A 22,245-nucleotide genomic window follows, 5' to 3' on the forward strand; every position below is an offset into this window, starting at 1 on the left:
CACCGACCACTTGGGCGACGACTGTCAGTCCTTGAACTGATCGCGGATGTAGGTGATCTCGGTCTTGCCGTGCGGCGCTGGCTGGCCCTGCTCGTCGACATTGACGAAGACCATGCGCTCCACGGTGAGGATGCTCTTGCGGGTGATCTTGTTGCGCACTTCGCAGCGCATGGTCAGCGAGGTACGGCCAAACTCGGTGGCGGTGATGCCCAGCTCGATGATGTCGCTCTGCCGCGCCGAGCTGACGAAGTTGATCTCGGAAATCAGCTTGGTGACCACCCGCTGGCTGCCCAGCTGAATGATGGCGTAGATCGCCGCCTCTTCATCGATCCACTTCAGCAGGCTGCCGCCGAACAAAGTGCCATTGGGATTGAGGTCTTCGGGTTTCACCCATTTGCGCGTGTGGAAGTTCATCGCCACTCCTGTCTGTTTAGTCAGTTTCGGCCGCTATCCTCGCAGCGCCGCCAACCCGCTGTCACGGCAAGGCTCTCAATGAGCCTGATAGGACGACCACCCAGGCGACGGAAAGCCTTGGGCTTGCCGACGTGGCTGGCTATAATCCGCGGGCTTCACGCGACCGGCTCAGCCCGGTCGCTCCCGCCACCTGTCCGAGGGGCGCTGCAGCAGGACCACTCCATTGTCGAGCGGGACCTGTCAGGCTCGGATGGGGCGTTAACCATACGCATCAACGGCGCCCATTCGCAGACAACGAATGGAGTGCTATTGCATGTCTTTTAACGATTTCAAAGTCGCCGACATTTCCCTGGCCGATTGGGGCCGCAAAGAGCTGATCATCGCCGAGTCGGAAATGCCGGCCCTGATGGGTCTGCGCCGCAAGTACGCCGGCGAGCAACCGCTGAAAGGCGCGAAGATCATCGGCTGCATCCACATGACCATCCAGACCGGCGTACTGATCGAAACCCTGATCGCGCTGGGCGCCGAAGTGCGCTGGTCCTCGTGCAACATCTTCTCCACCCAGGACCAGGCCGCTGCCGCCATCGCCGCCGCCGGCATCCCAGTGTTCGCCTGGAAAGGTGAGACCGAAGAAGAGTACGAGTGGTGCATCGAGCAGACCATCCTCAAGGATGGCCAGCCGTGGGACGCCAACATGATCCTCGACGACGGCGGCGACCTGACCCAGATCATCCACGAGCGCTACCCGGCGATGCTGGACAAGATCCACGGCATCACCGAAGAAACCACCACCGGTGTGCACCGCCTGCTCGACATGCTCAAGGCCGGCACCCTGAAAGTCCCGGCGATCAACGTCAACGACGCGGTCACCAAGAGCAAGAACGACAACAAGTACGGCTGCCGTCACAGCCTCAACGACGCCATCAAGCGCGGCACCGACCACCTGCTGTCGGGCAAGCAGGCGCTGGTCATCGGCTACGGTGACGTGGGCAAGGGTTCGGCCCAGTCGCTGCGTCAGGAAGGCATGATCGTCAAGGTTTCCGAGATCGACCCGATCTGCGCCATGCAGGCCTGCATGGACGGCTTCGAAGTCGTTTCGCCGTACAACAACGGTATCAACGACGGCAGCGACGCCAGCATCGACAAGGCCCTGCTGGGCAAGATCGACCTGATCGTCACCACCACCGGCAACGCCAACGTGTGTGACGCCGGCATGCTCAAGGCCCTGAAACAGCGCGCCGTGGTGTGCAACATCGGTCACTTCGACAACGAGATCGACACCGCCTTCATGCGCAAGAACTGGGCCTGGGAAGAGGTCAAACCGCAGGTGCACAAGATCCACCGCACCGGCGCCGGCAGCTTCGACCCGCGCAACGACGACTACCTGATCCTGCTGGCCGAAGGCCGCCTGGTGAACCTGGGCAACGCCACCGGCCACCCGAGCCGGATCATGGACGGCTCCTTCGCCAACCAGGTGCTGGCGCAGATCTTCCTGTTCGATCAGAAGTTCGCCACCCTCTCGGCCGAAGCCAAGGCCGCCCGCCTGACCGTGGAAGTGCTGCCGAAGAAGCTCGACGAAGAAGTGGCCCTGGAAATGGTCAAGGGCTTCGGTGGCGTGGTCACCCAGCTGACCACCAAGCAGGCCGAGTACATCGGCGTGAGCGTGGAAGGCCCGTTCAAGCCGGAAACCTATCGCTACTAATCGAAGCTGTAAGCCACAGGCTGCAGGTGCCCCGCGCGCCTGCAGCCTGCTGCTAAAGGGAATCTTCCATGTCTCAAGAACGCCGTTACAGCTTCGAGTTCTTCCCGACGAAGACCGAAGCCGGGCATGAAAAACTGATGACGGTCGCCCGTCAGCTGGCGACCTACAACCCCGATTTCTTCTCCTGCACCTACGGTGCCGGTGGTTCGACCCGCGATCGCACCCTCAACACCGTGCTGCAACTGGACGGCGATGTGAAAGTGCCGACCGCGCCGCACCTGTCCTGCGTCGGTGACAGCAAGGACGACCTGCGCAGCCTGCTGCAGCAGTACCAGAGTTCCGGGATCAAACGCATTGTTGCCCTGCGCGGCGACCTGCCGTCCGGCATGGGCATGGCCAGCGGCGAGATGCGCTACGCCAACGAACTGGTGGAATTCATCCGCAGCGAAACCGGTGATCACTTCCATATCGAAGTCGCCGCCTACCCGGAAGTCCATCCGCAGGCCCGCAACTTCGAGGATGACCTGGCCAACTTCGTGCGCAAGGCCAAGGCCGGCGCCGACAGTGCCATCACCCAGTACTTCTTCAGCGCCGACTGCTACTTCTACTTCGTCGAGCGCGTGCGCAAGCTGGGCGTCGACATCCCAATCGTGCCGGGCATCATGCCGATCACCAACTACAGCAAGCTGGCGCGCTTCTCCGATGCCTGTGGCGCCGAGATCCCGCGCTGGATCCGCAAGCAGCTGGAAGCCTACGGCGACGACCTGCAGAGCATCCAAGCCTACGGCGAGCAAGTGGTCAGCGAGATGTGCGAACGCCTGCTGCAAGGCGGCGCACCCGGGCTGCACTTCTACACGCTGAACCAGGCCGAGCCGAGCCTGGCGATCTGGAACAACCTCAAGCTGCCACGCTGAGATTGACCAGACTGGAACGAGCCGGGCATGCCCGGCTTTTTCTTGCCCGAGGGTTTTCTCCGTCTGTAGGAGCCAGCTTGCTGGCGATGCTTTTGCGCGGACATGGATCGCCAGCAAGCTGGCTCCTACACCGGCCGCCCAAGGCCACGCGAATGGCCGCCATTCAGCCGATGAATGTTCGACCAACAGACTACTTTGCAGCGCCTCGGGAAATCCGTAATCTGGCCATATGCCAGTATTCCAGCGCCAGATAATCGCCATCCTGCTTTTATGCAGCCTTGCCTTCGCGGCACGGGCGCAATCGCTGCGCATTGTCACCGAGGCCTGGGCACCTTATGTGTACGAGCAAGGCGGCCAGCCCGCCGGGCTGGACTACGAAATCACCCGCGAAGTCCTGCACCGCCTCAACGTTGACGTACAGTGGCAATTCATGCCCTGGAAGCGCTGCCTGCTGGAATTCGAGCAGGGCAACGCCGACGCCATCCTCGATATCTTCCACCTGCCCGAACGCGAGTCGCACATGCTGTTCGTCAAGGAGCCGCTGTCCGAGGTGCAGTTCGTGCTGTTCTACGCGCGCAACCGGCCCTACCCCTATCAGCGCCTGGAAGACCTGCGCGACCTGCTGATCGGCACCTCACCCGGCTACTGGTACAACGCCGCCGCGTTCCGCAACTCCAAACTGTTCAGCCGCGAAGATGCGCCCAGCCACGAGGCCAACCTCGGCAAACTGGTGCGCAACCGCGTCGACCTGGTGGTCAACGACCGCCGCGCCGGCCTGTACCTGGCTTCCCAGCTCGGCCTCGAGCGCCAGGTCGATTACAACCGCACGCCCCTCGGCAGCGACCGCCTGTACCTGGCCCTGCGCCGCGACGCGCACCTGGAACCCTTGGCCGAAGCCTTCGCGGCCGAACTGCGCCGCTACAAACAGGAGCCCGCCTATCGCCGCCTGCAAGCCCGCTTTGGTGAAGCGCAGGCCGCACCCATCGCCGCCAGCAACCGCTGAACCAGCCGACGGGCAGGTAGCTGCGCAAGCGCGCGGCTCTGTTATACTCCGGGCTCCCGCCAGGCTTACGCCCGGACGCTCGGCAACCCATCGCCCAGCAGGACCGGACGGGATCGCTCCCTTGAGAGTGATTTGAACCAGGCAATTTCCCCATCGGGCTTTCGCCCATATACAGACAGGATGACTCATGTCCTTTGTTTCCCTCGGTCTCTCCGAGGCATTGGCCGGTGCCGTTGAAGCCGCCGGCTACGCCCAGCCCACACCTGTGCAACAGCGGGCCATTCCCGCCGTGTTGCAAGGTCGCGACCTGATGGTTGCAGCCCAGACGGGCACTGGTAAAACCGGCGGCTTCGCCCTGCCGGTCCTCGAACGCCTGTTCCCCGGCGGCCACCCGGACAAATCGCACCGCCACGGCCCACGCCAGCCGCGCGTGCTGGTCCTGACGCCGACCCGCGAACTGGCTGCGCAAGTCCACGACAGTTTCAAGGTCTATGCCCGCGACCTGCCCCTGGTCAGCACCTGCATCTTCGGCGGTGTCGGCATGAACCCGCAGGTTCAGGCCATGGCCAAGGGCGTCGACGTCCTGGTTGCCTGCCCCGGTCGCCTGCTCGACCTGGCCAACCAGAAAGCCATCGACCTGTCCCACGTCGAGATTCTGGTTCTCGACGAAGCCGACCGCATGCTCGACATGGGCTTCATCCATGACGTGAAGAAGGTCCTCGCCAAGCTCCCGACGCAGCGGCAGAACCTGCTGTTCTCGGCGACCTTCTCCAAGGACATCACCGACCTCGCCGGCAAGCTGCTGCACAACCCCGAGCGCATCGAAGTCACCCCGCCAAACACCACGGTGGAGCGCATCGAGCAGCGCGTGTTCCGCCTGCAGGCCAGCCACAAGCGCGCCCTGCTCGCGCACCTGGTGACCCAGGGCGCATGGGAACAGGTGCTGGTGTTCACCCGCACCAAGCACGGCGCCAACCGCTTGGCCGAGTACCTCGACAAGCACGGCCTGCCCGCTGTGGCGATCCACGGCAACAAGAGCCAGAACGCCCGCACCAAGGCCCTGGCCGACTTCAAGGCCAACCAGGTGCGCATCCTGGTCGCCACCGATATCGCCGCCCGCGGCCTGGATATCGACCAACTGCCGCATGTGGTCAACTTCGAGCTGCCCAACGTCGAAGAAGACTACGTGCACCGCATCGGCCGTACCGGTCGTGCCGGGCGCAGTGGCGAGGCGATCTCGCTGGTGGCACCGGATGAAGAGAAGCTGCTCAAGGGCATCGAGCGGATGACCAAGCAGAAGATCGCCGACGGCGACACCCTGGGTTTCGACCCGTCCAGTGTCGAAGTCGAGAAGCCGGAAGTCCGTGGCCCGCGCCCCGAGCGTCAACCGCGCGCCGATCGTCCGCAGCGCGAGCGCAGCAACAGCGAAGCCAGCGGCAGCGCCGAAGACAAGGCCAAGCGTTCGCGCAACCGCCGTGGCAAAGGCAAGGGTGACGGCCAGGCACAACCCGCCACCGCAACCGCCGCCGGCGCGCAGCAACCACGCCAGCCGCGTGAGCCCCGCGAACAGCGCGCGGCCCGCCCGTCGCAACCGCTGACACCGCCACCGGAGCGCGATCCGGAAGCCTTCCTCGATGACGAGTTCGACAACTTCGGCAACCGCGCCGACTACGTCAGCCCCAACCCGCCGAAAGCCCCGGGCCGCAACCCGCGTCGCCCAGGCCAGGGTCAGGGCCAAGGCACCGGCGGCCAAGGTCGCAGCCAGGGCCAGGGCGCACGCCAAGGCGGCGCAGGTGGCGGCCAAGGCGGACAGAAAGGCAAACCCGCTGGTGGTGGCCAACGTCAGGGTGGCCAAGGCCGCAGTGGCGGTGGTCAGGGCCGTAGCAACGGTGGCGGTCGGCGTGACGACGCCCAACGCAGCGAGCGCCAGGAACCAGCCGTGCAGGATGCCCGCGCCAGCAAGCAGCCGCTGATCATCCGCAAGGGTGAGCGCCTGCCCACAGCCGAGCAGCTGGACAGCCTGTCCAACAGCCGCCCGCGCAGTGAGAAGCCAGCCCTGCTGAGCCGCAAGCAAGACTAAGGCGCCACGCGCCCCAGGTGCCACGGATGGCGCCCACAAAAAAGCCGGCTAGTCAGCCGGCTTTTTTGTGCCTGAGCGAATCGCCCAGAACCTTTCCCTTACTGGCGAACGCCTTCAACCGAAATGATCAGCTCCACTTCCTGGGAAGCCGGGCCGAGGTCTTTCTGGATGTCGAAATCCTTCAGCTTCAGTTTGGTGCTGCCTTCGAAGCCGGCACGGTAGCCGCCCCACGGGTCGCTGCCTTCACCGAGGAACTTGGCGGCGATCACCACCGGCTTGGTCACGCCATTGAGGGTCAGGTTGCCGGTGATGTCGGCAGTGCCTTCACCGGTGGACTTGACCGAGGTCGAAGCGAAGGTCGCGGTCGGGTTCTTCTCGACGTTGAGGAAATCACCGCTGCGCAGGTGCTTGTCGCGCTCGGCATGGTTGGAGTCGACGCTGGCGGTGTTGATGGTGACATTGACCTTGCTCGCTTCCGGCGCCTTGGCGTCGAAGCTGAAGCTGCCGTCGAAGTCCTTGAAGCTGCCGTACAGCCAGCTGTAGCCGAGGTGGCTGATCTTGAAGGTGACGAAGGCGTGCTGGCCCTGTTTGTCGATGGCGTAGTCGGCTGCCATGGCCTGGCCAGCGAAGAGTGCGGCGCCCAGGGTCAGGGCAGCGAAGGTTTTCTTGAGCATTTGAAGTCTCCTTGTGGGTTACTTGCCGGTGCGACCGAACATGCGCACCAGGGTGGCGTCACGGTCTATGAAATGGTGTTTGAGGGCCGCCAGGGCATGCAGGCCGGCGAAGATCACCAGCCCCCAGGCGAGGTATTCGTGGACCAGACCGGCGACGTCGGCCTGGTCGGGAATGCTGGTCAGGGTCGCCGGCACCTCGAACAGGCCGAACACGCTGATGCCGCGGGCATCGGCGGTGGAAATCAGGTAGCCACTGAGCATCAGGGCGAACAGGCCGAGGTAGAGCAGCGCATGACCGGCCTTGGAGGCCAGGCGGGTGAACTGGCCGTGGTTGGCCGGGGCGCCCGGCGGCGGGCTGAGGAAGCGCCAGAGCAGGCGCGCGAGCATCAGGGCGAACAGGGTGATGCCGATGCTTTTATGCAGATCCGGCGCGGTGCGGTACCAGCTGCTGTAGTAGTCCAGCCCGCGCATCCACAGACCGAGACCGAACAGGCCGAACACCGCCAGGGCGGCGACCCAGTGCAGCAGGATGCTGACCAGGCCGTAACGGGAGCTAGAGTTGCGCCACTGCATTGCGAGACTTCCGTGAAAAGCGATGGGCCAAGCCTAGCGGCAAACGCATCGAATTAAAGCGGAAAATTTCGCTTCGAAATATCGAGTAAACAGATACATCCGCTGGGCGCCGCGTACCCCTATGCGGGTTGCACCCGCCCTACGACGTAGGCTGGGTTAGCCGCCAACAGGATGTTCAGTTCTGGTGACCAGGCTAGCTGCGGCGTAACCCAGCAGCAGGGCCACGGGCTGTGCACGCCGCGCTGGGTTACGCCGCACCAAGCTTTCACGGCAAACACGGGCAACGGTAATCGCGGCTAACCCAGCCTACGAGCCACGTGGCAGGCCGGCGACCGTAGGGCGGGTGAAACCCGCGCAGCACTCAGCGCGGGCTCCATCCGCCCTACCTCACTAGTCGAACAGCTTGGAGAAGAACCCAGGCTTGCCGCCCTTGGCCTCGTCCTTGTCAGCGGCCACCGCCTTGGCTGCCGGTTTTGCCGGTTCCAGGCTCTTGCCGGCGAACAGGTCGACAGCCTGGCCAGCCGCACGCTGGCCGCTGCGCAGGGCGCCTTCGAGGGTGCCGGGATAGAGCGCATCGGTGTGCTCGCCAGCGAACAACACGCGGCCCAGCGGCTTTTCCCACAGGCGCCAGTACTGGCTGATCTCGCCCGGGCCGTAGGCCAGGTAGGCGCCACCGACCAGCGCGTCCTTGCCGTAGCGGCGCAGTTCGTAGCCCTGGAACTGCTCACGCGCGCCCGGGTAGAAGGTGTCGAAGCGGATCAACACCTGATCGACCATCTGCCGATCGCCGAAGGCGCTCATCAGGCGTGCGTTGTCACCGGACAGGTTGATCAGCAGGTTGGCGCCGCCCTTCAGCGCCGGCTCGACCCACAGCACACCCAGGCCCTTGTCGCTGAAGATCTCACCGGACAGGCGCGCCTTGCCCCACACCGGCTTCTTGAACTTGAGCAGCATCTGGTCACGCCAGCCGTAGTTGATGTCTTTCAGCGCCTTGTTCTGCAGGGCGGTGAGCGACGGCGTCAGGTTGATCTTGCCGAGCGCCGGCAGCGGCACGGCAAGCACCACGTAGTCGGCGCTGTAGCCGGTGGCGCCGACCTTGACGGTGACCTTGTCCTGTTCCTGGACGATGGCCGAGACCCAGGCATTGGTCTTCACCAGCTTCAGCTGCTTGCCCAGGGCCTGAGCCAGGGCCTGGCTGCCACCGGGCAGGCGCGCGGCGCGCATTTCGCTGTCCGGCAGGCCGCGATAGACCCGCGCCTGCTGCGCCAGGTAGAGCAGCGACAGACGCGACGGCTCGTCGTAGCGCGAACGGATGCGCTGGTCGACGAGGGCACGCGCGGTCGGCGGCAGGGCCAGCTTGTCCAGCCAGCGCGCGGCAGTCATCGCGTCGAGGCTCTTGAGGGTGTGGCTGGTCAGCGGGTTGAGCGGGTCCTCGACGGACGCGGCCAGGTCATCCAGGCTCTTGTCGAAACGCGCCAGGGCCTCGGCCGTGCTCGGCGAGGACTTGCCCAGCTCGGCCTGCGACTGGTAGCGGCCATCGATCAGGTAGCCGGGGGTACGCACATACTCCGGCGCCGGCAGGGCCTTGAGTTTGAAACGCTCGAGGTAGGCATGCAGGGTCGGCTGCAGCTTGGCGCTGCCGACCCACTCGCTGGCGGCGAGGCCGGAACGCCCGCCGATGCTCGGCTTGGCCTCCAGCACGGTGACCTGCCAGCCCTTGTCCTGCAGTTCGACGGCGGCGGTCAAACCGGCCAGGCCGCCACCCACGACGATCGCCGTGGGCTGCTTGTCCTTGCCCAGCGCCGTGCTGCCGAAGAGAGCCAAAACCACCAGCGCAGACGCGCGCAACCAGACTGCAGACATCGGTAATACCCCAGGAACGAAACTGGCGCGCAGGATACGTGAGGGCCACGGCAGCGGCCAGGCGAATCCGCCGAACTGATCGGCCAATCACGCGGGCCAGGCAACCCGCTTCTGGTAGGCTTGCCGTCCACCGATCAAGGAGACCTCCCGATGAGCCTGAATGCCCAGTGGATGCAGCGCGACCTGGCCGTGCTGTGGCACCCCTGCACGCAGATGAAGGACCACGAACGCCTGCCGCTGATCCCGATCAAGCGCGGCGATGGCGTGTGGCTGGAGGACTTCGACGGCAAGCGCTACCTGGATGCGGTCAGCTCCTGGTGGGTCAACGTGTTCGGTCACCGCAACCCGCGGATCAACCAGCGCATCCGCGACCAGCTGGACAACCTCGAACACGTGATGCTCGCCGGTTTCACCCATGAGCCAGTGGTCGAACTCTCCGAGCGTCTGGTGAAAATCACTCCCGCCGGCCTGGACAAGGTGTTCTACGCCGACAACGGCTCCTCGGGCATCGAGGTGGCGCTGAAGATGAGCCACCACTACTGGCTCAACTGCGACCAGCCGGGCAAGAAGCGCTTCATTACCCTGACCAACAGCTACCACGGCGAGACCGTGGCGGCGATGTCGGTGGGCGACGTGGCGCTGTTCACCGACACCTACAAGGCGCTGCTGCTCGACACCATCAAGGTGCCGAGCCCGGACTGCTACCTGCGCCCCGAGGGCATGGGGTGGGAAGAACATTCACGAAATATGTTCGCCGCCATGGAGCAGACCCTGGCCGAGCATGCCCATGAAGTCGCCGCAGTGATCGTCGAGCCGCTGATCCAGGGCGCCGGCGGCATGCGCATGTACCACCCGGTGTACCTCACGCTGCTGCGCGAGGCCTGCGACCGTTATGGCGTGCACCTGATCCACGACGAGATCGCCGTCGGTTTCGGCCGTACCGGCAGCATGTTCGCCTGCGAGCAGGCCGGCATCACCCCGGACTTCCTGGTGCTGTCCAAGGCGCTCACCGGCGGCTACCTGCCGATGGCTGCGGTGCTCACCACCAACCAGGTGTACGGCGCCTTCTACGACGACTACGCCACCCTGCGCGCCTTCCTCCACTCGCACACCTACACCGGCAACCCGCTGGCCTGCGCCGCCGCGCTGGCGACCCTGGACATCTTCGAGCAAGACAACGTGATCGAGGCCAACAAGGCCCTGAGCGCGCGCATGGCCAGCGCCACCGCGCACCTGGTCGACCACCCGCATGTCGCCGAGGTACGCCAGACCGGCATGGCCCTGGCCATCGAGATGGTGCAGGACAAGGCCAGCAAGACCGCCTACCCGTGGCAGCAACGCCGCGGCCTGCAGGTGTACCAGCACGCACTGGAACGCGGCGCGTTGCTGCGCCCGCTGGGCAGCGTGGTGTACTTCCTGCCGCCCTATGTGATCACCCCGGAGCAGATCGACTTCCTCGCCGAAGTGGCCAGCGAAGGCATCGATATCGCCACCCGCGAGTCGGTCAGCGTGGCGGTCGCCAGCGACCTCTACCCCAACCACCGCGATCCGGGCTAAGCCCAAGGCGGATGACGCGCAGCTCATCCACCGCGGCGCCTGATTGGTGGACGGGTAGAGCGTTGTCCACCCTACTGACTCGGCCTTCCACCGGCGGCTAGAATGCGCGCCTCGACCCCAGGTTCTTGCCCCATGCGCCTATCCCGCTTCTTCATCGACGCCCCGCTCTCCCTCGGCCAGCACGAGCTGCCGGAAACCCAGGCGCACTACATCGGCCGCGTGCTGCGCCATGCAGTGGGCGACACCGTGCAATTGTTCGATGGCAGCGGCCAGGAGTTTCTTGGCGAACTGATCGAGGTGGGCAAGAAGAATGTGCGCGTCGAGCTGCGCGAACAGCTCAAAGGTCAGGCCGAGTCGCCACTGCAGGTGCACCTGGGCCAGGGCCTGTCGCGTGGCGAACGCATGGACTGGGCGATCCAAAAAGCCACCGAGCTGGGCGCCGCGCAGATCACCCCAATCGTCTCGGAGCGCTGCGAAGTGCGCCTCAAGGACGAGCGCGCCGACAAACGCCTGGCTCACTGGCGCCAGGTGGCCATCAGCGCCTGCGAGCAGTGCGGGCGCTCGGTGCTGCCGGTCATCCAGCCGCCGGTGCTGCTGGCCGACTGGCTGAAACAGACCACGGCTGATCTCAAGCTGGTCCTGCACCCGGTCGCCGAACCGCTGGCCAGCCACGCCAAGCCCGCCACCCTGGCCTTCCTGATCGGCCCGGAAGGCGGTCTCAGCGACAGCGAAGTGGAGCAGGCCAAGGCCGCCGGCTTCCACGCCGCCCGACTCGGCCCGCGCGTGCTGCGCACCGAGACCGCGCCGGTGGTGGCGCTGAGCGTGGCCCAGCAGTTGTGGGGCGACTTCTAACCTCGCCTAGAGGCCGCGTAGAGCCAGGCCGGCCAGCAAGAACAGAAGCACGCCACAGATGGCATGGCTGACCCGGTGCCAGACCGGCGCCGCTGCCCGGCGCAGCCATTCCACCAGCCCCGCGCTGATAAAGCAGCAGAGCAGCGACGCCAGCATGAAGCCGGCGAAGAACACCAGCGCCTGCGCCTGGCTCGGCACGCCATCGACTATCCCGGCCAGCGCGCTGCCCAGTGCGCCCCAATACACCAGGTTCTTCGGGTTCGACAGCGAGATCGCCGCGCCGGCGAGGAACGCTCCGCGCCCAGCCTGCTCCGGCAACGCCTCCAGCGACTGCACCGGGCGCCGCGCATCGCCCAGGCTCTGCCAGCCCAGCCAGGCCAGGTAGGCGGCGCAGACCAGGGTCAAAGGCACCCGTACCGCTTCATGGCTGAGCAGCAGCGCCAGACCGGTGAGGCCGATCAGCGCCCACAGCGCGTCGCCGATCAGCGAGCCGAACTGCACCAGCAGCGCCGGACGAAAGCCATGGTTGAGGCCACGCCGCAGGGTTTCCGCCAATACCGCACCGGGCGACAGACAAAAGGCGAAACCAAACAGCAGGGCGGCGAAGAAGACGGCAAACATCGGACAGGACTCCAGCGGGCAAGGCGTGCAGTGTCACGGATCGCTCGCGGGAAATCTTGAACCGGATTGCCTATCAGCCGCGCACGGCGCGTTGGAACTGACCCGGCGGCAGGCCGTAGGCAGCGCGGAAGTAGCGGGTCAGGTGGCTCTGGTCGGCAAAGCCGAGCTGCTGGGCCACCTCGCCGGCCGCCATGCCCGCGCGCAGCAGGCCCTGGGCCCGGCGAGTGCGCAGCTGCATGGCCCACTGCCGCGGGCTGAGCCCGGTGCGCTGCTTGAAGGCACGCAGCAGATGGAACTTGGACAGGCCGACAGTGGCAGCCATCTGTTCCAGACTCGGGCTCTGCTCGAGACTAGCGGCGAGCAGTTCCTGCAGGCGCGCCACCGGGCCCCGGCCGATATCGGCGCTGCCGGGCAGGCGCACGGCGGCGCCACGGGCGATCTCGCCCAGTAGCAGGGTCACGCCTTCCTCACCGCGCTCACGCAGCAGGGCATCGTCGCTCAGACACTGCTCCACCGCCTGCGCCAAAGCACTGGCCACCAGCGGCTGCTGTTGCAGCGGCGCAGCGAACTGCAGCTGCTCCAAGCCCAGGCTGGCGGCCAGCACGGCAGGCGGCACGTAGAGGCTGACATAGCGCCAGGGCTGGCCTTCGCGCGCGCCGCCGCCCTGGATCTCGCCGGGGTTGTAGGTGGTGATGGCGCCAGCACTGGCGCAGAAGGTGCGCCCGTCCAGCCACACCTGTTCCTCGCCGAGCAGGTTGGCGCCGATAACGAATTCATCGTGGCTGTGTTTGTCGAAGTGCTGGCCGCTGGCCTGGGTGCTGCAGACTTCCAGCCCGCCGATGCGCGCCAGGCGCATCCGCTCAGGCGGGTTCATTTCAGATCAGGCTGGCGTCGGCCAGCTTCTGTTCCAGGCCGACCAGATCGGGGATCTTGACCACGGCTTCGCCCAGTTGCACCGCGCCCAGTTCCAGCGGTGCCAGCGGCTCGCTGGATGGTGCCAGGTGCGCATCGACCTTCAGCGAGCGCGGGATGCCCTGCACCAGCAGGGCGAGGAACTTGACCTGGTCACGCCCGCCCAGGGCGTTGATTACCGCCACCCGCGCGCCCGGGCCGATCAGCGGCTGGCCATCGGAGGCCGCCTCGAACGACAGCAGCGGCAGTTGCAGGTTGCGCCAGGCCACCTGGCCAAGGAACCAGGCCGGCAGACCGGCAGTGACTTGCGGCGGGCGATAGGGAATCAGCTCCGCCACCGCCACGTTGGGCAGCATCAGGGTGCGATCCGTCAGCGGCACCAGCAGCGCGGTAATGGTGTTGGGGGCGTTAGTTGCGACTTGGCTCATGGAACGATCCTTTACTCGGCGTCAACGCACTGCGCGGCCAGATGGTTGACCAGGGCTTCGGCCAGCTCGCGCGGGTCGCCACTGAAAACGCTGTAACCGCCTTCACGCAGGCTGTCCGGCATGCTCGGGCAGGCGCAGCTGTCGCCACGCTGGGTCCAGATCAGGCCACCCTGGCGGCGTACATAAGCGGCGGCGGCACTGCCATCGCTGCCCATGCCGCTGAAGGCGATCACGCCGCAATGGGCGCCGAACTGCTGCGCCAGGTTGAGCATCATCTGGTCGATGGAAGGGCTGTAGGGCTCCGGCCAGCCACGATCGGCCACCTGCATGGCGCCGTCTTCAGTAAAACCCAGCTCATGGCTGATCGGCACGATCACCACCTCGCCGCAACGCAGCGTATCGCCGTGGCGCACCGGGTTGACGTGCCACTGGCTGTGCCGGCCAACCGCTTGGGGCAAGGCTGTTTCGAAGGCGGCATCGATATGCTGGGCATAGACAAAACCGACCGGCAGACCGCCCGGCAAGGCATCGAGGAAGGCCTTGACCGCCGCCGGACCGCCCAGCGAGGCAGCCAGCAGCCACACCTGCTTGGCGGCCTCACCCGCCACCAGCGGGGTATCGGCCAGCGCAGCCGGCAATTCCAGGCGACCGGGGCGCTGCGCTTCGGCAAGCAAAGCTTCCAGGCTCGGGCCAACGGCCTGCGCCGGGTCACCGATCAGGCGCTTGAGCTTGCTGAACAGGCTGCGTTCCCAGCGTGGGTAATTTTCCGAATGACGCTCCGGGGCGTGCCCCTCGCCGAACAGCACCGGCACGGTGGAACGCTCCAGCAGGCTGTCGACCAGCGGCGAGTCTTCCGACTGGGCCAGGTCCACCAGCCACAGATCGGCTTCGCAGGCGGCCAGGGCTTCCTCATCGAGGCGCGCCGGGTCGCTGTTAAGCACCACCTGGTAGCCACTGCCGGACAAAGCCTGTTGCAGCACATGGCGCTGCAACGAGGTGTCGGCGATGACGGCAATCCTTGCTGCGCGGCTCTCAGTCATGGCGTTTGACCAGTTTCAGGATGTTTTCGAGCAGGTCCGACTCTTGGTAAGGCTTGCCCAGGTACTCGTTGACGCCGATGGCCATGGCCCGCTCACGGTGTTTCTCACCGGTACGCGAGGTGATCATGATGATCGGCAGGTCCTTGAGGCGTTCGTCGTGGCGTACCAGCGTGGCGACCTCGAAGCCGTCCATGCGCGGCATCTCGATGTCCAGCAGCATGATGTCCGGGCGGTGCTCCTGCAGCTGGGCGATGGCGTCGACCCCGTCCTTGGCGGTCAGCACGTTCATGCCGTTGCGTTCGAGCAGGCGGCTGGTGACCTTGCGCACGGTAACCGAGTCGTCGACCACCATGACCAGGGTCGGCCGGTCCGCCTCGATTTCCGCGGCGGTCTGCGGCGTGTGGCTGGCCAGGCGCGGCATATGCATCTGACCGAGCATGTGCGCGTGGCGCACGCGGATGGTCGCCAGCAGGTCGAGAATCACCACCACGCGACCGTCGCCGAGGATGGTCGCACCGGAGATGCCGTGCACCGCAGCGAACTGCAGACCCAGGCTCTTCACCACGATTTCGCGCGAGCCAGCCAGGCTGTCCACCTGCACCGCCACGGCGTGTTCGCTGGAACGCACCAGGATCACCGGCAGCGGCAGGCTCTGGCCGATCAGCTTGGGCTGCTGGCCGTTATTCAGCAGGTCGCCGAGGTATTTCAGCTCGTAGGCCTGACCGGCGTATTCGAAGCGCGGCGCGTCCGGACCGTAGTAGGCCTCCAGCTCGTACGGCGAGACCCGCACGATACCTTCGATGGTGTTCAGCGGGATGGCGTACAGGTCTTCACCCGAGAGCACCATCAACGCACGGTTGACCGACACGGTGAACGGCAGGCGGATAAGGAAGCGCGTGCCCTCGCCCACGGTCGACTCGATGCTCATCGAGCCGCCGAGCTGCTTGACCTCGGAGTGCACCACGTCCATACCGACGCCACGCCCGGAAATCTGCGTGACCTTCTCGGCGGTGGAGAAACCCGCCTCGAGGATGAACTGCAGCACTTCGTGGTCGGTGAGGTCGGAGTCGCTGTCCATCAGGCCGCGCTCGATGGCCTTGCGACGCACCGCGTCGAGGCGGATGCCGCCACCGTCGTCGCTCAGGGTCAGGAGGATGTCACCACCCTCGCGGCCCAGGGTCAGGCGGATGTTGCCGACTTCCGACTTGCCGTTGGCGCGACGCGTGTCGGTGGCTTCGATGCCGTGGTCGACGGCGTTGCGCAACATGTGTTCCAGCGGCGCGACGATACGCTCGAGGACGGTACGGTCCATCTCGCCTTCGGCGTTACCGACGTGGAATTCCACCTGCTTGCCCAGTTCCGCGGCGACCTGCCGGACGATGCGGCGCAGGCGTGGCACCAGGCGGTCGAACGGCACCATGCGGGTGCGCATCAGACCTTCCTGCAGTTCGGTGTTGACCCGCGCCTGTTGCAGCAACAGGGTCTCGGCATCGCGGTTACGCGTGGCCAGGGTTTCCTTCAGATCGAGCAAGTCGGACGCCGACTCGAACAGCGCGCGTGAGAGCTGCTGCAGTTGCGAGTGACGGTCCATTTCCAGCGGGTCGAAATCTTCGTAGCCGGCGCGCTCGGCCTCGGCCTGGTAGCGGCTGAGGATCTGCGCCTGGGTTTCGATATCGAGGCGGCGCAGCTGGTCGCGCACCCGCTCGATGGTCGCTTCCATCTCGCCGAGGGTGAAGCCGAAGTCGCTGACCTGCTGTTCGACCCGACCGCGGAAGATCGAGGTTTCACCGGCCAGGTTGACCAGGCCTTCAAGCAGGTCGGCCGGCACCTTGACCAGTTCCTGCGGCGCCCGGCGCGAAGCGGCTTCGGCAGCGGCTTCAGCAGCGCGCTGGACGAACGGCAACACGCGGGTTTCCTGCGCAGTCTGCGGCAGGCTGCTGGCTGCGACGATCGGCGTGCTCAGGGTAACTTGTGTCGGTGCGACGGGCTCGGGCTCGACGAACTCTTCCAGCGCAGCGGCTTGCAGGTCGGCGACATGGCTGTCGTCGAGGCGCTGGCGCAGCACGTCGAGTTCGTTCTGCAGGCCCTCGAAACCGGACTGCACATCGAGGAACAGGCTGTCCGGCCATGGCGCACCTTGTTGCTGCGCCTCGGTCAGGTGTTGTTCCAGGTCATGGGTCAGATCGCCCAGGCGCTTCTGCCCGGCCAGGCGCGCACCACCTTTGAGGGTGTGCAGGATGCGCAGCATTTCGTCGATGGCCGCGCCATCTTCACGGCTGGCTTCCCAGCGGCCAATGGCGGCCTCCATGGCCTCCAGCAGGTCGTCGCCTTCCTCGAGGAAGATGTCGAGGATATCGACCTCGTCGCTCGTGGCGTCGTCCACCACCGGTTGCAAGTGCACGCTGGAAGGAATGCTCAGCTGCGCATCGGGGTTGGCACGGAATTGCTTGATGGTCTCGATCAGCGCAGCGCCGTCTGGCACCACGCGGTTGCCGCGCACGGCATCGAGCATCTCGGAAAGACGATCGTGACAGACCTGCAGCAAGGCAAATAGATCATTGTTGGCCCGCAGGCGACCGTCGCCGACGCCCTCGTAGAGGAACTCCAGCTCGTGGGCCAGATCACCGATTTCGCGGATCTCCGCCATCCGTGCACCACCCTTGAGGGTGTGCAGGTCACGTTGCAGGGCCTCGACCTCAAGGGTGTTGTCGACATCGCCCATCCAGCGCTGCAAGGCGGCGCCGGCACTGTCCATGATGTCGAAACCTTCTTCGAGGAAGATCTCCACCAGCTCAGGATCACGGTCATCCACTACTGGAGCCGGGACGGGCGCCTGGAATACCGGGGGAGCTTCGGCAGCAACCGGCTGCACGAATGGGTCAGCGGCTTCCGGCAGCTCTTCGGCAACCGGAAGCGAGTCAAAACCCGGCGACGGTGCCGGAGCAGCTTCATCGTCCAGCGGCGGCTCGCTATCGGCGTCCGCCTGCAGGTTTTCTGCCAGCGGCTCGGCGCCCAGTTCAGGTAGCGCGCCGTCCAGCGACCACTCGTCCTGGCTCAGTTGCGGCAGTTCTTCCAGCTCTTCGTGGGTCAACTGCTCGGCCAACGGCTCGAGTTGATCATCCGGCTGCAGCGATGGCAGGTCAGAGAGATCGGGCGTGACGAATTCGGCCTCGGCCAATTCGGCCAGGTCGATTTCCTGGGCACCTTCGACCAACGCTTCACTGCTGTCGTCGAGGTCCAGCTCGGGCAGCAGTTCTTCGCTTTCCAGCTCGGGCAGGGCCAGGGCTTCGGTCGCCTCTTCGATATCCGGCTGCAGCGCGGCAGCAACGGTCGACAGCTCGGCAGCCGGCGCTACTCCGCCGCTCTGGCGGAAGCTGCGAATCGCCTCGATCAGTTCGATCGGGTCATGCAGTGGCTGGTTGCGCTGCAGCTGCTCCAGCAGCACGGCCAGGCTGTCGTGACTCTGTTGCAGCAGGCTGGCCAGGGTCGGCGAGTAGCTGAAGCGGCGATCCACCAGGCCTTCGTAAAGAGACTCAAGCTCGTGGGCAAGGTCGCCGATGGCACGAATCTCGGCCATGCGCGCACCACCCTTGAGGGTGTGCAGGTCACGCTGCAGGGAAGACAGCGCCATGCCGTTGTCCGGGTCGCTGAGCCAGCGATCTAGGGCCTGGCCGGCGCTGTCGAGAATATCGACAGCTTCTTCGAGGAAGATCTCGACCATTTCCGCGTCGAGGTTTTCCAGCAGGCCGCCGCCACTCACCGGCTCGGCAGCAAAAGCGCTGGGCTCGGTGATCGCTGGCAGTTCCTGTTCGATTTCGGCTGCAGGCTCTGCCGTCAACTCTTCGATCGGCCAGGACACGTCGCTCAACGCGGCGTCATCCAGTTCAATCACTTCCAGGCCGGGCGTATCGCCCTCCAGCAGGGCCAGCGATGCCGGGTCCAGAGCTTCGTCGAGCAAGGCGTGCAGGGCGGCGACGCGCTCCGGCTGCGGAGTGACCTGCAGCGCCGCGGCAACCTGGTCCATCATGCTGATCAGGGCTTCGTGGGCCGCTTCGGCTTCGCTGAAGAAGCGCTCACTGATGGCCAGACGACCGTCTTCGACCGCCTTGTACAGCGCCAGCAATGCCTGGCATAGCTCGTCGATCTGCGGCAGCTCGGCCATCTCGGCGCCACGGCCGAGGGTTGTCAGTTCATCCAGCAGTGCGGTCAGCTCTTGCTGTTCGCTGGGGTGTTCGCGCCATTTGTGCAGCAGGTCTTCGGCGTCGAGCAGGATGTCCATGCCCTCGGCCAGGAAGATCGAGATCAGTTGCGGGTCACGGCTCTCGCCATGTTCGTCCTGGCGCGCGCTTTCGGCGCTTTCCAGGCGTTCCTGGTGCAACTTGTGCACGCGCTCGAGGAACTCGGCAGCACCCGGAATCACCGCCAGCGGCTGGCTTTCCAGTTGCTCGAGGCCGACGCGGAACAGTTGTTCGGCCGTGTGCAGCAGTTCGGCTTCAGCCAGATCCATCGGGATCAGGTTGGTCTTGAACTCCTTGACCAGCTTCTCCAGCGGCGTGGCGATTTCCGCGATCGGCAGGATGCCCGCCATGTGTGCGCTGCCCTTGAGCGTGTGCAAGGCACGCTGCAGGGAGTCGGTCACCGGTTGCGGCAGTTCCTGGGCGCAATCAGCGAGAAAGCCGACCAGGGTATCGAGGTGGGTCTCGGCTTCGTTGCGGAAGATTTCCAGCAGTTGCGGGTCGAGGCCATCGTCTTCGAAGGCAGCGAGCGGCTCAGCCTCGACCAGCACCTCTTCCAGTTCGGGCTCAGCCTGTACAGCGGCTGTGCCAGCCGGTGGCACCTGACCACGCGCCAGGGCGTGGGCGGTGGCGGCCAGCAGGTCGACGTCGTCGCGCTGGCGTTGGGCCTTGCCGGCGAACTCTTCGACCAGTTCCGGCATCAGCGCCACGACATCGCCCACCACTTGCTGCACAGCAGCGCCGGGCTCGATGCTGCGATCGAGGACACGGTTGAGCAGGTTTTCGATGGACCAGCCCAGCTCGCCGATAACCAGCGCGCGGACCATGCGACCGCTGCCTTTGAGGGTGTGGAAGGCGCGACGAATTTCGGTCAGCGCTTCCTTGTTCTCGGTATCGGCACACCAGCGCGGCAGGTACTCGGCGATGGTCTCGAGGACTTCGCCCACTTCTTCGACAAAGACTTCCAGCAGCTCGTCGTCGATCGGCTCTTCCCCGGGCGGCGGCGGCAGCAGGCTCGGCGGTACGTCCTGGGCAGGCGGGTTGATCGCCTGCACCGGCGTGGCCATGACGTCGGCCATGGACAACGGCTTGTCGGCCAGCGGCTCGGCGACGACAGGCTCGAATGGCGTGGTCGACAGCTCGACTTCGGGCAGCTGCAACGCGGAGAGTTCCAGCTCGTCCCAGCTCTCGGGCGTGCTTTCCAGCGAGTCCAGGCTCAGTTCCTGAGGCTCGTCGAGACTCTCCAGCGGCGCTTCGACCAGGGGCTGCAGGTCGTCGAAAGACAGGGTCTCGGCCGGCTCGTGCAGTTCCAGCGGCGCATCCAGGCTCAGGTCGAAGGATTCGGGCTCCTCGGTCTGCAGTTCGCCCAGGCTCCAGTTGTCATCGGAAACCAGCAGTTCGCTACTCTCGGCAGCGGGTGCAGCGTCGTCGAGCGACAGCTCGCCAAACTCGAAGCTCAGGCCATCCTCGGCCTGCTCCTCATTCGGCATGGCAGGCTCGACTGCAGCGCTGAGCTCCAGCGGCGCTTCGTCTAATGGCTGCAGCTCCAGCTCTTCGGCAGCTGACAGCTCTTCGGCGGGCAGCACTTCGATGTCCTGCAGCGGGTCAGCCAGTGGCGCGATGCTTTCCTGATACGGCTCTTCGACGCGGTCGAGGATCGACGGCTTTTCCTTGAGCGGGTAGCCCAGGCTTTCCAGGCTCTCTTCGGCGACATCAAGAATCAGGTCGCCCTGGCTCGCGTGGTCTTCGGCCAGGCGCTCGAGGTAGTACTCGACGCTGGTGATGGCGTCGGCCAGGGTGTCGAGGTTCTGCCAGTTGGGCACGGCCTTGCGCGCCAGCAACTGCTCTTCGATATAGCGGTTGCAGGCCTGCAGCAGGCTAGCAGCACGGGCCAACGGGATCATGGCCAGACCGCCGCGGACCTGGGTCAGCAGCTCCGGCACGCGCGCCAGGTGCTCGTGGTTCCACTGCGAGGCGATGAACTCGATGATCGCGTCCTTGGCCTGTTCCAGGCCGGTACGCGCTTCCTTGATCACCAACTGGTGAATCTGCGCCACATCGGTGGTGGGCAGGTGGCTCTGTTCGTTCGGGCCGTCGTCGCTCGGGCCGACCATGCCGGCCAGGGTGGCTTCGACATACAGCAGGGCGCCAGCGACATCCATCAGCACAGCGTCGCTGGGCTCATGCTTGCCAAGGGACAGGCCATGCACCACGTCGATCTGGTCGAGGATGACCTTGCGCGGCTGGCCGAAGCCCAGCACGGCCAGGGTGTCGGCAATCTGTTTCAGCGGCGCCAGCAGGGAATCCAGCTCGGCAACCTGTTTGCGGTCGCTGCGCACGAACAGGTCGAGGCTGTCCTTGACCCGCACCAGCTCTTCGCACAGGGCGGCAACCACCGAACGCATGGCGTCACGGTCCGGACCGGCCAGGCGGGCACGTTCCTCATCGACCACCACGCTGTCCGGCAAGGCGTCATCCAGGCGGTACTGGTCCTTGAGCGCACGAATGCGTGGCGACTGCGCCGGCGCCTTGGCCACATAGAACAGCAGGTTCTTGGTCAGCTCGTCCGGTGCGCTTTGGTTGATGCCATCGGCGCCCTGTTCGACCAGGCGCTTGAGCTCCTTGTCGACCTGGCGCAGCAGGGTGCGCACCGAAGCGCTGTTGACCACGCTGCTGTTGGCCAGGCCTTCGACCAGGCCGGAGGCGATCTGCCACAGCGGGCCCAGCGGGGCTTCGCGGCAGAGGGTTTCCAGGCGCGCGAAGACACGCGCCATGTAGCCCAGGTTGGTGCCCAGGTCCTGGTTGCGGATAACCCCGACCAGGGCCATCTGCAGCATCTGCCGCAGCTTGCGCAGCAACACCGGCAATTCCGCAGTGCGCAGTTTGTCCAGGGATTCGTGGGACAGGGCCGGCTGACGGCCAGACAGGTCCGGGGAAAACAGGCTGGTTTCCGACAGCAGCTTCTCGCCGCGCGCGGTGCGCAGGTCGTTGAGCAGCGGCAGCACCACCATCGGCAGATCGCGGCGGGCAGTCTGGATGCGCTCGAGGTACACCGGCAGCTGCAGGATGGCCTGCATCAGCACTTCCAGCGCCTCGCCCTGGTTCGGCACACGGCCTTCCAGCAGCGCCTGGGCCAGGTGCTCCATTTCTTCGGCGAGCAAGGCTGCGCCGTAGAACTCGACCATCTGCAGGGTGCCATGCACCTGGTGCACGTAGGTCAGGCAGAAACGCATGCGCGTGGCGTCCTGGGTGTTCTCGACGAACGCCTCCAGGGCCTGACGCGCCTGCTTCAGGGTTTCTGCGATTTCGCCTTTGACCCACTCCAGGGCGACATAGTCGTGCCGATCACCCATACCGACTCCACTCATATTCTTGTC

The 22,245-nt window shown here is 65.5% G+C and carries 14 protein-coding genes, 1 pseudogene and 1 riboswitch; of the genes and pseudogenes, 6 read left to right on the forward strand and 9 right to left on the reverse strand.

Annotated elements, in window-relative coordinates; translation table 11 throughout:
* Positions 1–24: 24 nt before the first annotated feature.
* Complete coding sequence (locus tag H3H51_RS02680) at positions 25–414, reverse strand: acyl-CoA thioesterase (protein WP_183087468.1); 390 nt, start codon at positions 412–414, stop codon at positions 25–27.
* Positions 415–604: 190 nt separating this feature from the next.
* Positions 605–704, forward strand: a riboswitch (S-adenosyl-L-homocysteine riboswitch).
* Between the two features lie 23 nt (positions 705–727).
* On the opposite strand from H3H51_RS02680, the gene ahcY reads away from it, so the two are divergent.
* From ahcY to H3H51_RS02700, 4 genes are all read left to right on the forward strand, one after another.
* On the forward strand, positions 728–2,116 hold the full coding sequence (gene ahcY / locus H3H51_RS02685) for an adenosylhomocysteinase (RefSeq protein WP_235981269.1): 1,389 nt from the start codon (positions 728–730) through the stop codon (positions 2,114–2,116).
* Positions 2,117–2,184: 68 nt separating this feature from the next.
* Positions 2,185–3,030 (forward strand): methylenetetrahydrofolate reductase [NAD(P)H], encoded by an 846-nt coding sequence (gene metF / locus H3H51_RS02690; protein ID WP_183087470.1) that lies wholly within the window; start codon positions 2,185–2,187, stop codon positions 3,028–3,030.
* A 229-nt stretch (positions 3,031–3,259) separates the two neighbouring features.
* Positions 3,260–4,033: a substrate-binding periplasmic protein gene (locus H3H51_RS02695; RefSeq protein WP_183087471.1), complete on the forward strand. Its 774-nt coding sequence runs from the start codon at positions 3,260–3,262 to the stop codon at positions 4,031–4,033.
* Between the two features lie 187 nt (positions 4,034–4,220).
* Positions 4,221–6,113, forward strand: a complete 1,893-nt coding sequence (locus H3H51_RS02700; RefSeq protein ID WP_183087472.1) for a DEAD/DEAH box helicase — start codon at positions 4,221–4,223, stop codon at positions 6,111–6,113.
* A gap of 98 nt (positions 6,114–6,211) precedes the next feature.
* Here H3H51_RS02700 and H3H51_RS02705 read toward each other — a convergent pair whose 3' ends face one another.
* The 3 genes and pseudogenes from H3H51_RS02705 to H3H51_RS02715 all read right to left on the reverse strand — a co-directional run.
* Positions 6,212–6,787 carry a YceI family protein gene (locus H3H51_RS02705; protein ID WP_183087473.1) on the reverse strand — a complete coding sequence of 192 codons (576 nt, stop codon included), beginning with the start codon at positions 6,785–6,787 and terminating at the stop codon, positions 6,212–6,214.
* Between the two features lie 18 nt (positions 6,788–6,805).
* Positions 6,806–7,360, reverse strand: coding sequence for a cytochrome b (locus tag H3H51_RS02710; protein WP_183087474.1), 555 nt, complete (start codon positions 7,358–7,360; stop codon positions 6,806–6,808).
* A gap of 396 nt (positions 7,361–7,756) precedes the next feature.
* Positions 7,757–9,223: pseudogene (locus tag H3H51_RS02715) on the reverse strand (flavin monoamine oxidase family protein); the annotation flags it as partial.
* A gap of 150 nt (positions 9,224–9,373) precedes the next feature.
* Here H3H51_RS02715 and H3H51_RS02720 point away from each other — a divergent pair.
* Positions 9,374–10,780, forward strand: coding sequence for an adenosylmethionine--8-amino-7-oxononanoate transaminase (locus H3H51_RS02720; protein ID WP_183087476.1), 1,407 nt, complete (start codon positions 9,374–9,376; stop codon positions 10,778–10,780).
* 132 nt (positions 10,781–10,912) lie between these two features.
* Positions 10,913–11,632 (forward strand): 16S rRNA (uracil(1498)-N(3))-methyltransferase, encoded by a 720-nt coding sequence (locus H3H51_RS02725; protein WP_183087477.1) that lies wholly within the window; start codon positions 10,913–10,915, stop codon positions 11,630–11,632.
* Between the two features lie 6 nt (positions 11,633–11,638).
* Here H3H51_RS02725 and H3H51_RS02730 read toward each other — a convergent pair whose 3' ends face one another.
* The 5 genes from H3H51_RS02730 to H3H51_RS02750 all read right to left on the reverse strand — a co-directional run bounded on the left by H3H51_RS02730 (position 11,639) and on the right by H3H51_RS02750 (position 22,221).
* Positions 11,639–12,253: a LysE family translocator gene (locus H3H51_RS02730; RefSeq protein WP_183087478.1), complete on the reverse strand. Its 615-nt coding sequence runs from the start codon at positions 12,251–12,253 to the stop codon at positions 11,639–11,641.
* 73 nt (positions 12,254–12,326) lie between these two features.
* Complete coding sequence (locus H3H51_RS02735) at positions 12,327–13,127, reverse strand: AraC family transcriptional regulator (RefSeq protein ID WP_235981270.1); 801 nt, start codon at positions 13,125–13,127, stop codon at positions 12,327–12,329.
* Between the two features lies 1 nt (position 13,128).
* Positions 13,129–13,593 carry a chemotaxis protein CheW gene (locus H3H51_RS02740; protein ID WP_183087479.1) on the reverse strand — a complete coding sequence of 155 codons (465 nt, stop codon included), beginning with the start codon at positions 13,591–13,593 and terminating at the stop codon, positions 13,129–13,131.
* Between the two features lie 11 nt (positions 13,594–13,604).
* Positions 13,605–14,633: a chemotaxis protein CheB gene (locus tag H3H51_RS02745; protein ID WP_183087480.1), complete on the reverse strand. Its 1,029-nt coding sequence runs from the start codon at positions 14,631–14,633 to the stop codon at positions 13,605–13,607.
* Positions 14,626–22,221 carry an Hpt domain-containing protein gene (locus tag H3H51_RS02750; protein WP_183087481.1) on the reverse strand — a complete coding sequence of 2,532 codons (7,596 nt, stop codon included), beginning with the start codon at positions 22,219–22,221 and terminating at the stop codon, positions 14,626–14,628. Before H3H51_RS02750 ends, H3H51_RS02745 begins: the two co-directional genes overlap by 8 nt.
* Between the last annotated feature and the right edge of the window lie 24 nt (positions 22,222–22,245).

The sequence above is a fragment of the Aquipseudomonas ullengensis genome (assembly GCF_014174475.1).
Lineage (GTDB): Bacteria > Pseudomonadota > Gammaproteobacteria > Pseudomonadales > Pseudomonadaceae > Aquipseudomonas > Aquipseudomonas ullengensis.

Coding starts and splice junctions, on each gene's coding strand:
- H3H51_RS02745 (WP_183087480.1), bottom strand. CDS start 14,633: ATGACTGAGAGCCGCGCAGCAAGGATTGCCGTCATCGCCGACACCTCG.
- H3H51_RS02680 (WP_183087468.1), bottom strand. CDS start 414: ATGAACTTCCACACGCGCAAATGGGTGAAACCCGAAGACCTCAATCCC.
- H3H51_RS02750 (WP_183087481.1), bottom strand. CDS start 22,221: ATGGGTGATCGGCACGACTATGTCGCCCTGGAGTGGGTCAAAGGCGAA.
- H3H51_RS02725 (WP_183087477.1), top strand. CDS start 10,913: ATGCGCCTATCCCGCTTCTTCATCGACGCCCCGCTCTCCCTCGGCCAG.
- H3H51_RS02695 (WP_183087471.1), top strand. CDS start 3,260: ATGCCAGTATTCCAGCGCCAGATAATCGCCATCCTGCTTTTATGCAGC.
- H3H51_RS02710 (WP_183087474.1), bottom strand. CDS start 7,360: ATGCAGTGGCGCAACTCTAGCTCCCGTTACGGCCTGGTCAGCATCCTG.
- metF (WP_183087470.1), top strand. CDS start 2,185: ATGTCTCAAGAACGCCGTTACAGCTTCGAGTTCTTCCCGACGAAGACC.
- H3H51_RS02730 (WP_183087478.1), bottom strand. CDS start 12,253: ATGTTTGCCGTCTTCTTCGCCGCCCTGCTGTTTGGTTTCGCCTTTTGT.
- ahcY (WP_235981269.1), top strand. CDS start 728: ATGTCTTTTAACGATTTCAAAGTCGCCGACATTTCCCTGGCCGATTGG.
- H3H51_RS02735 (WP_235981270.1), bottom strand. CDS start 13,127: ATGAACCCGCCTGAGCGGATGCGCCTGGCGCGCATCGGCGGGCTGGAA.
- H3H51_RS02705 (WP_183087473.1), bottom strand. CDS start 6,787: ATGCTCAAGAAAACCTTCGCTGCCCTGACCCTGGGCGCCGCACTCTTC.
- H3H51_RS02720 (WP_183087476.1), top strand. CDS start 9,374: ATGAGCCTGAATGCCCAGTGGATGCAGCGCGACCTGGCCGTGCTGTGG.
- H3H51_RS02700 (WP_183087472.1), top strand. CDS start 4,221: ATGTCCTTTGTTTCCCTCGGTCTCTCCGAGGCATTGGCCGGTGCCGTT.
- H3H51_RS02740 (WP_183087479.1), bottom strand. CDS start 13,593: ATGAGCCAAGTCGCAACTAACGCCCCCAACACCATTACCGCGCTGCTG.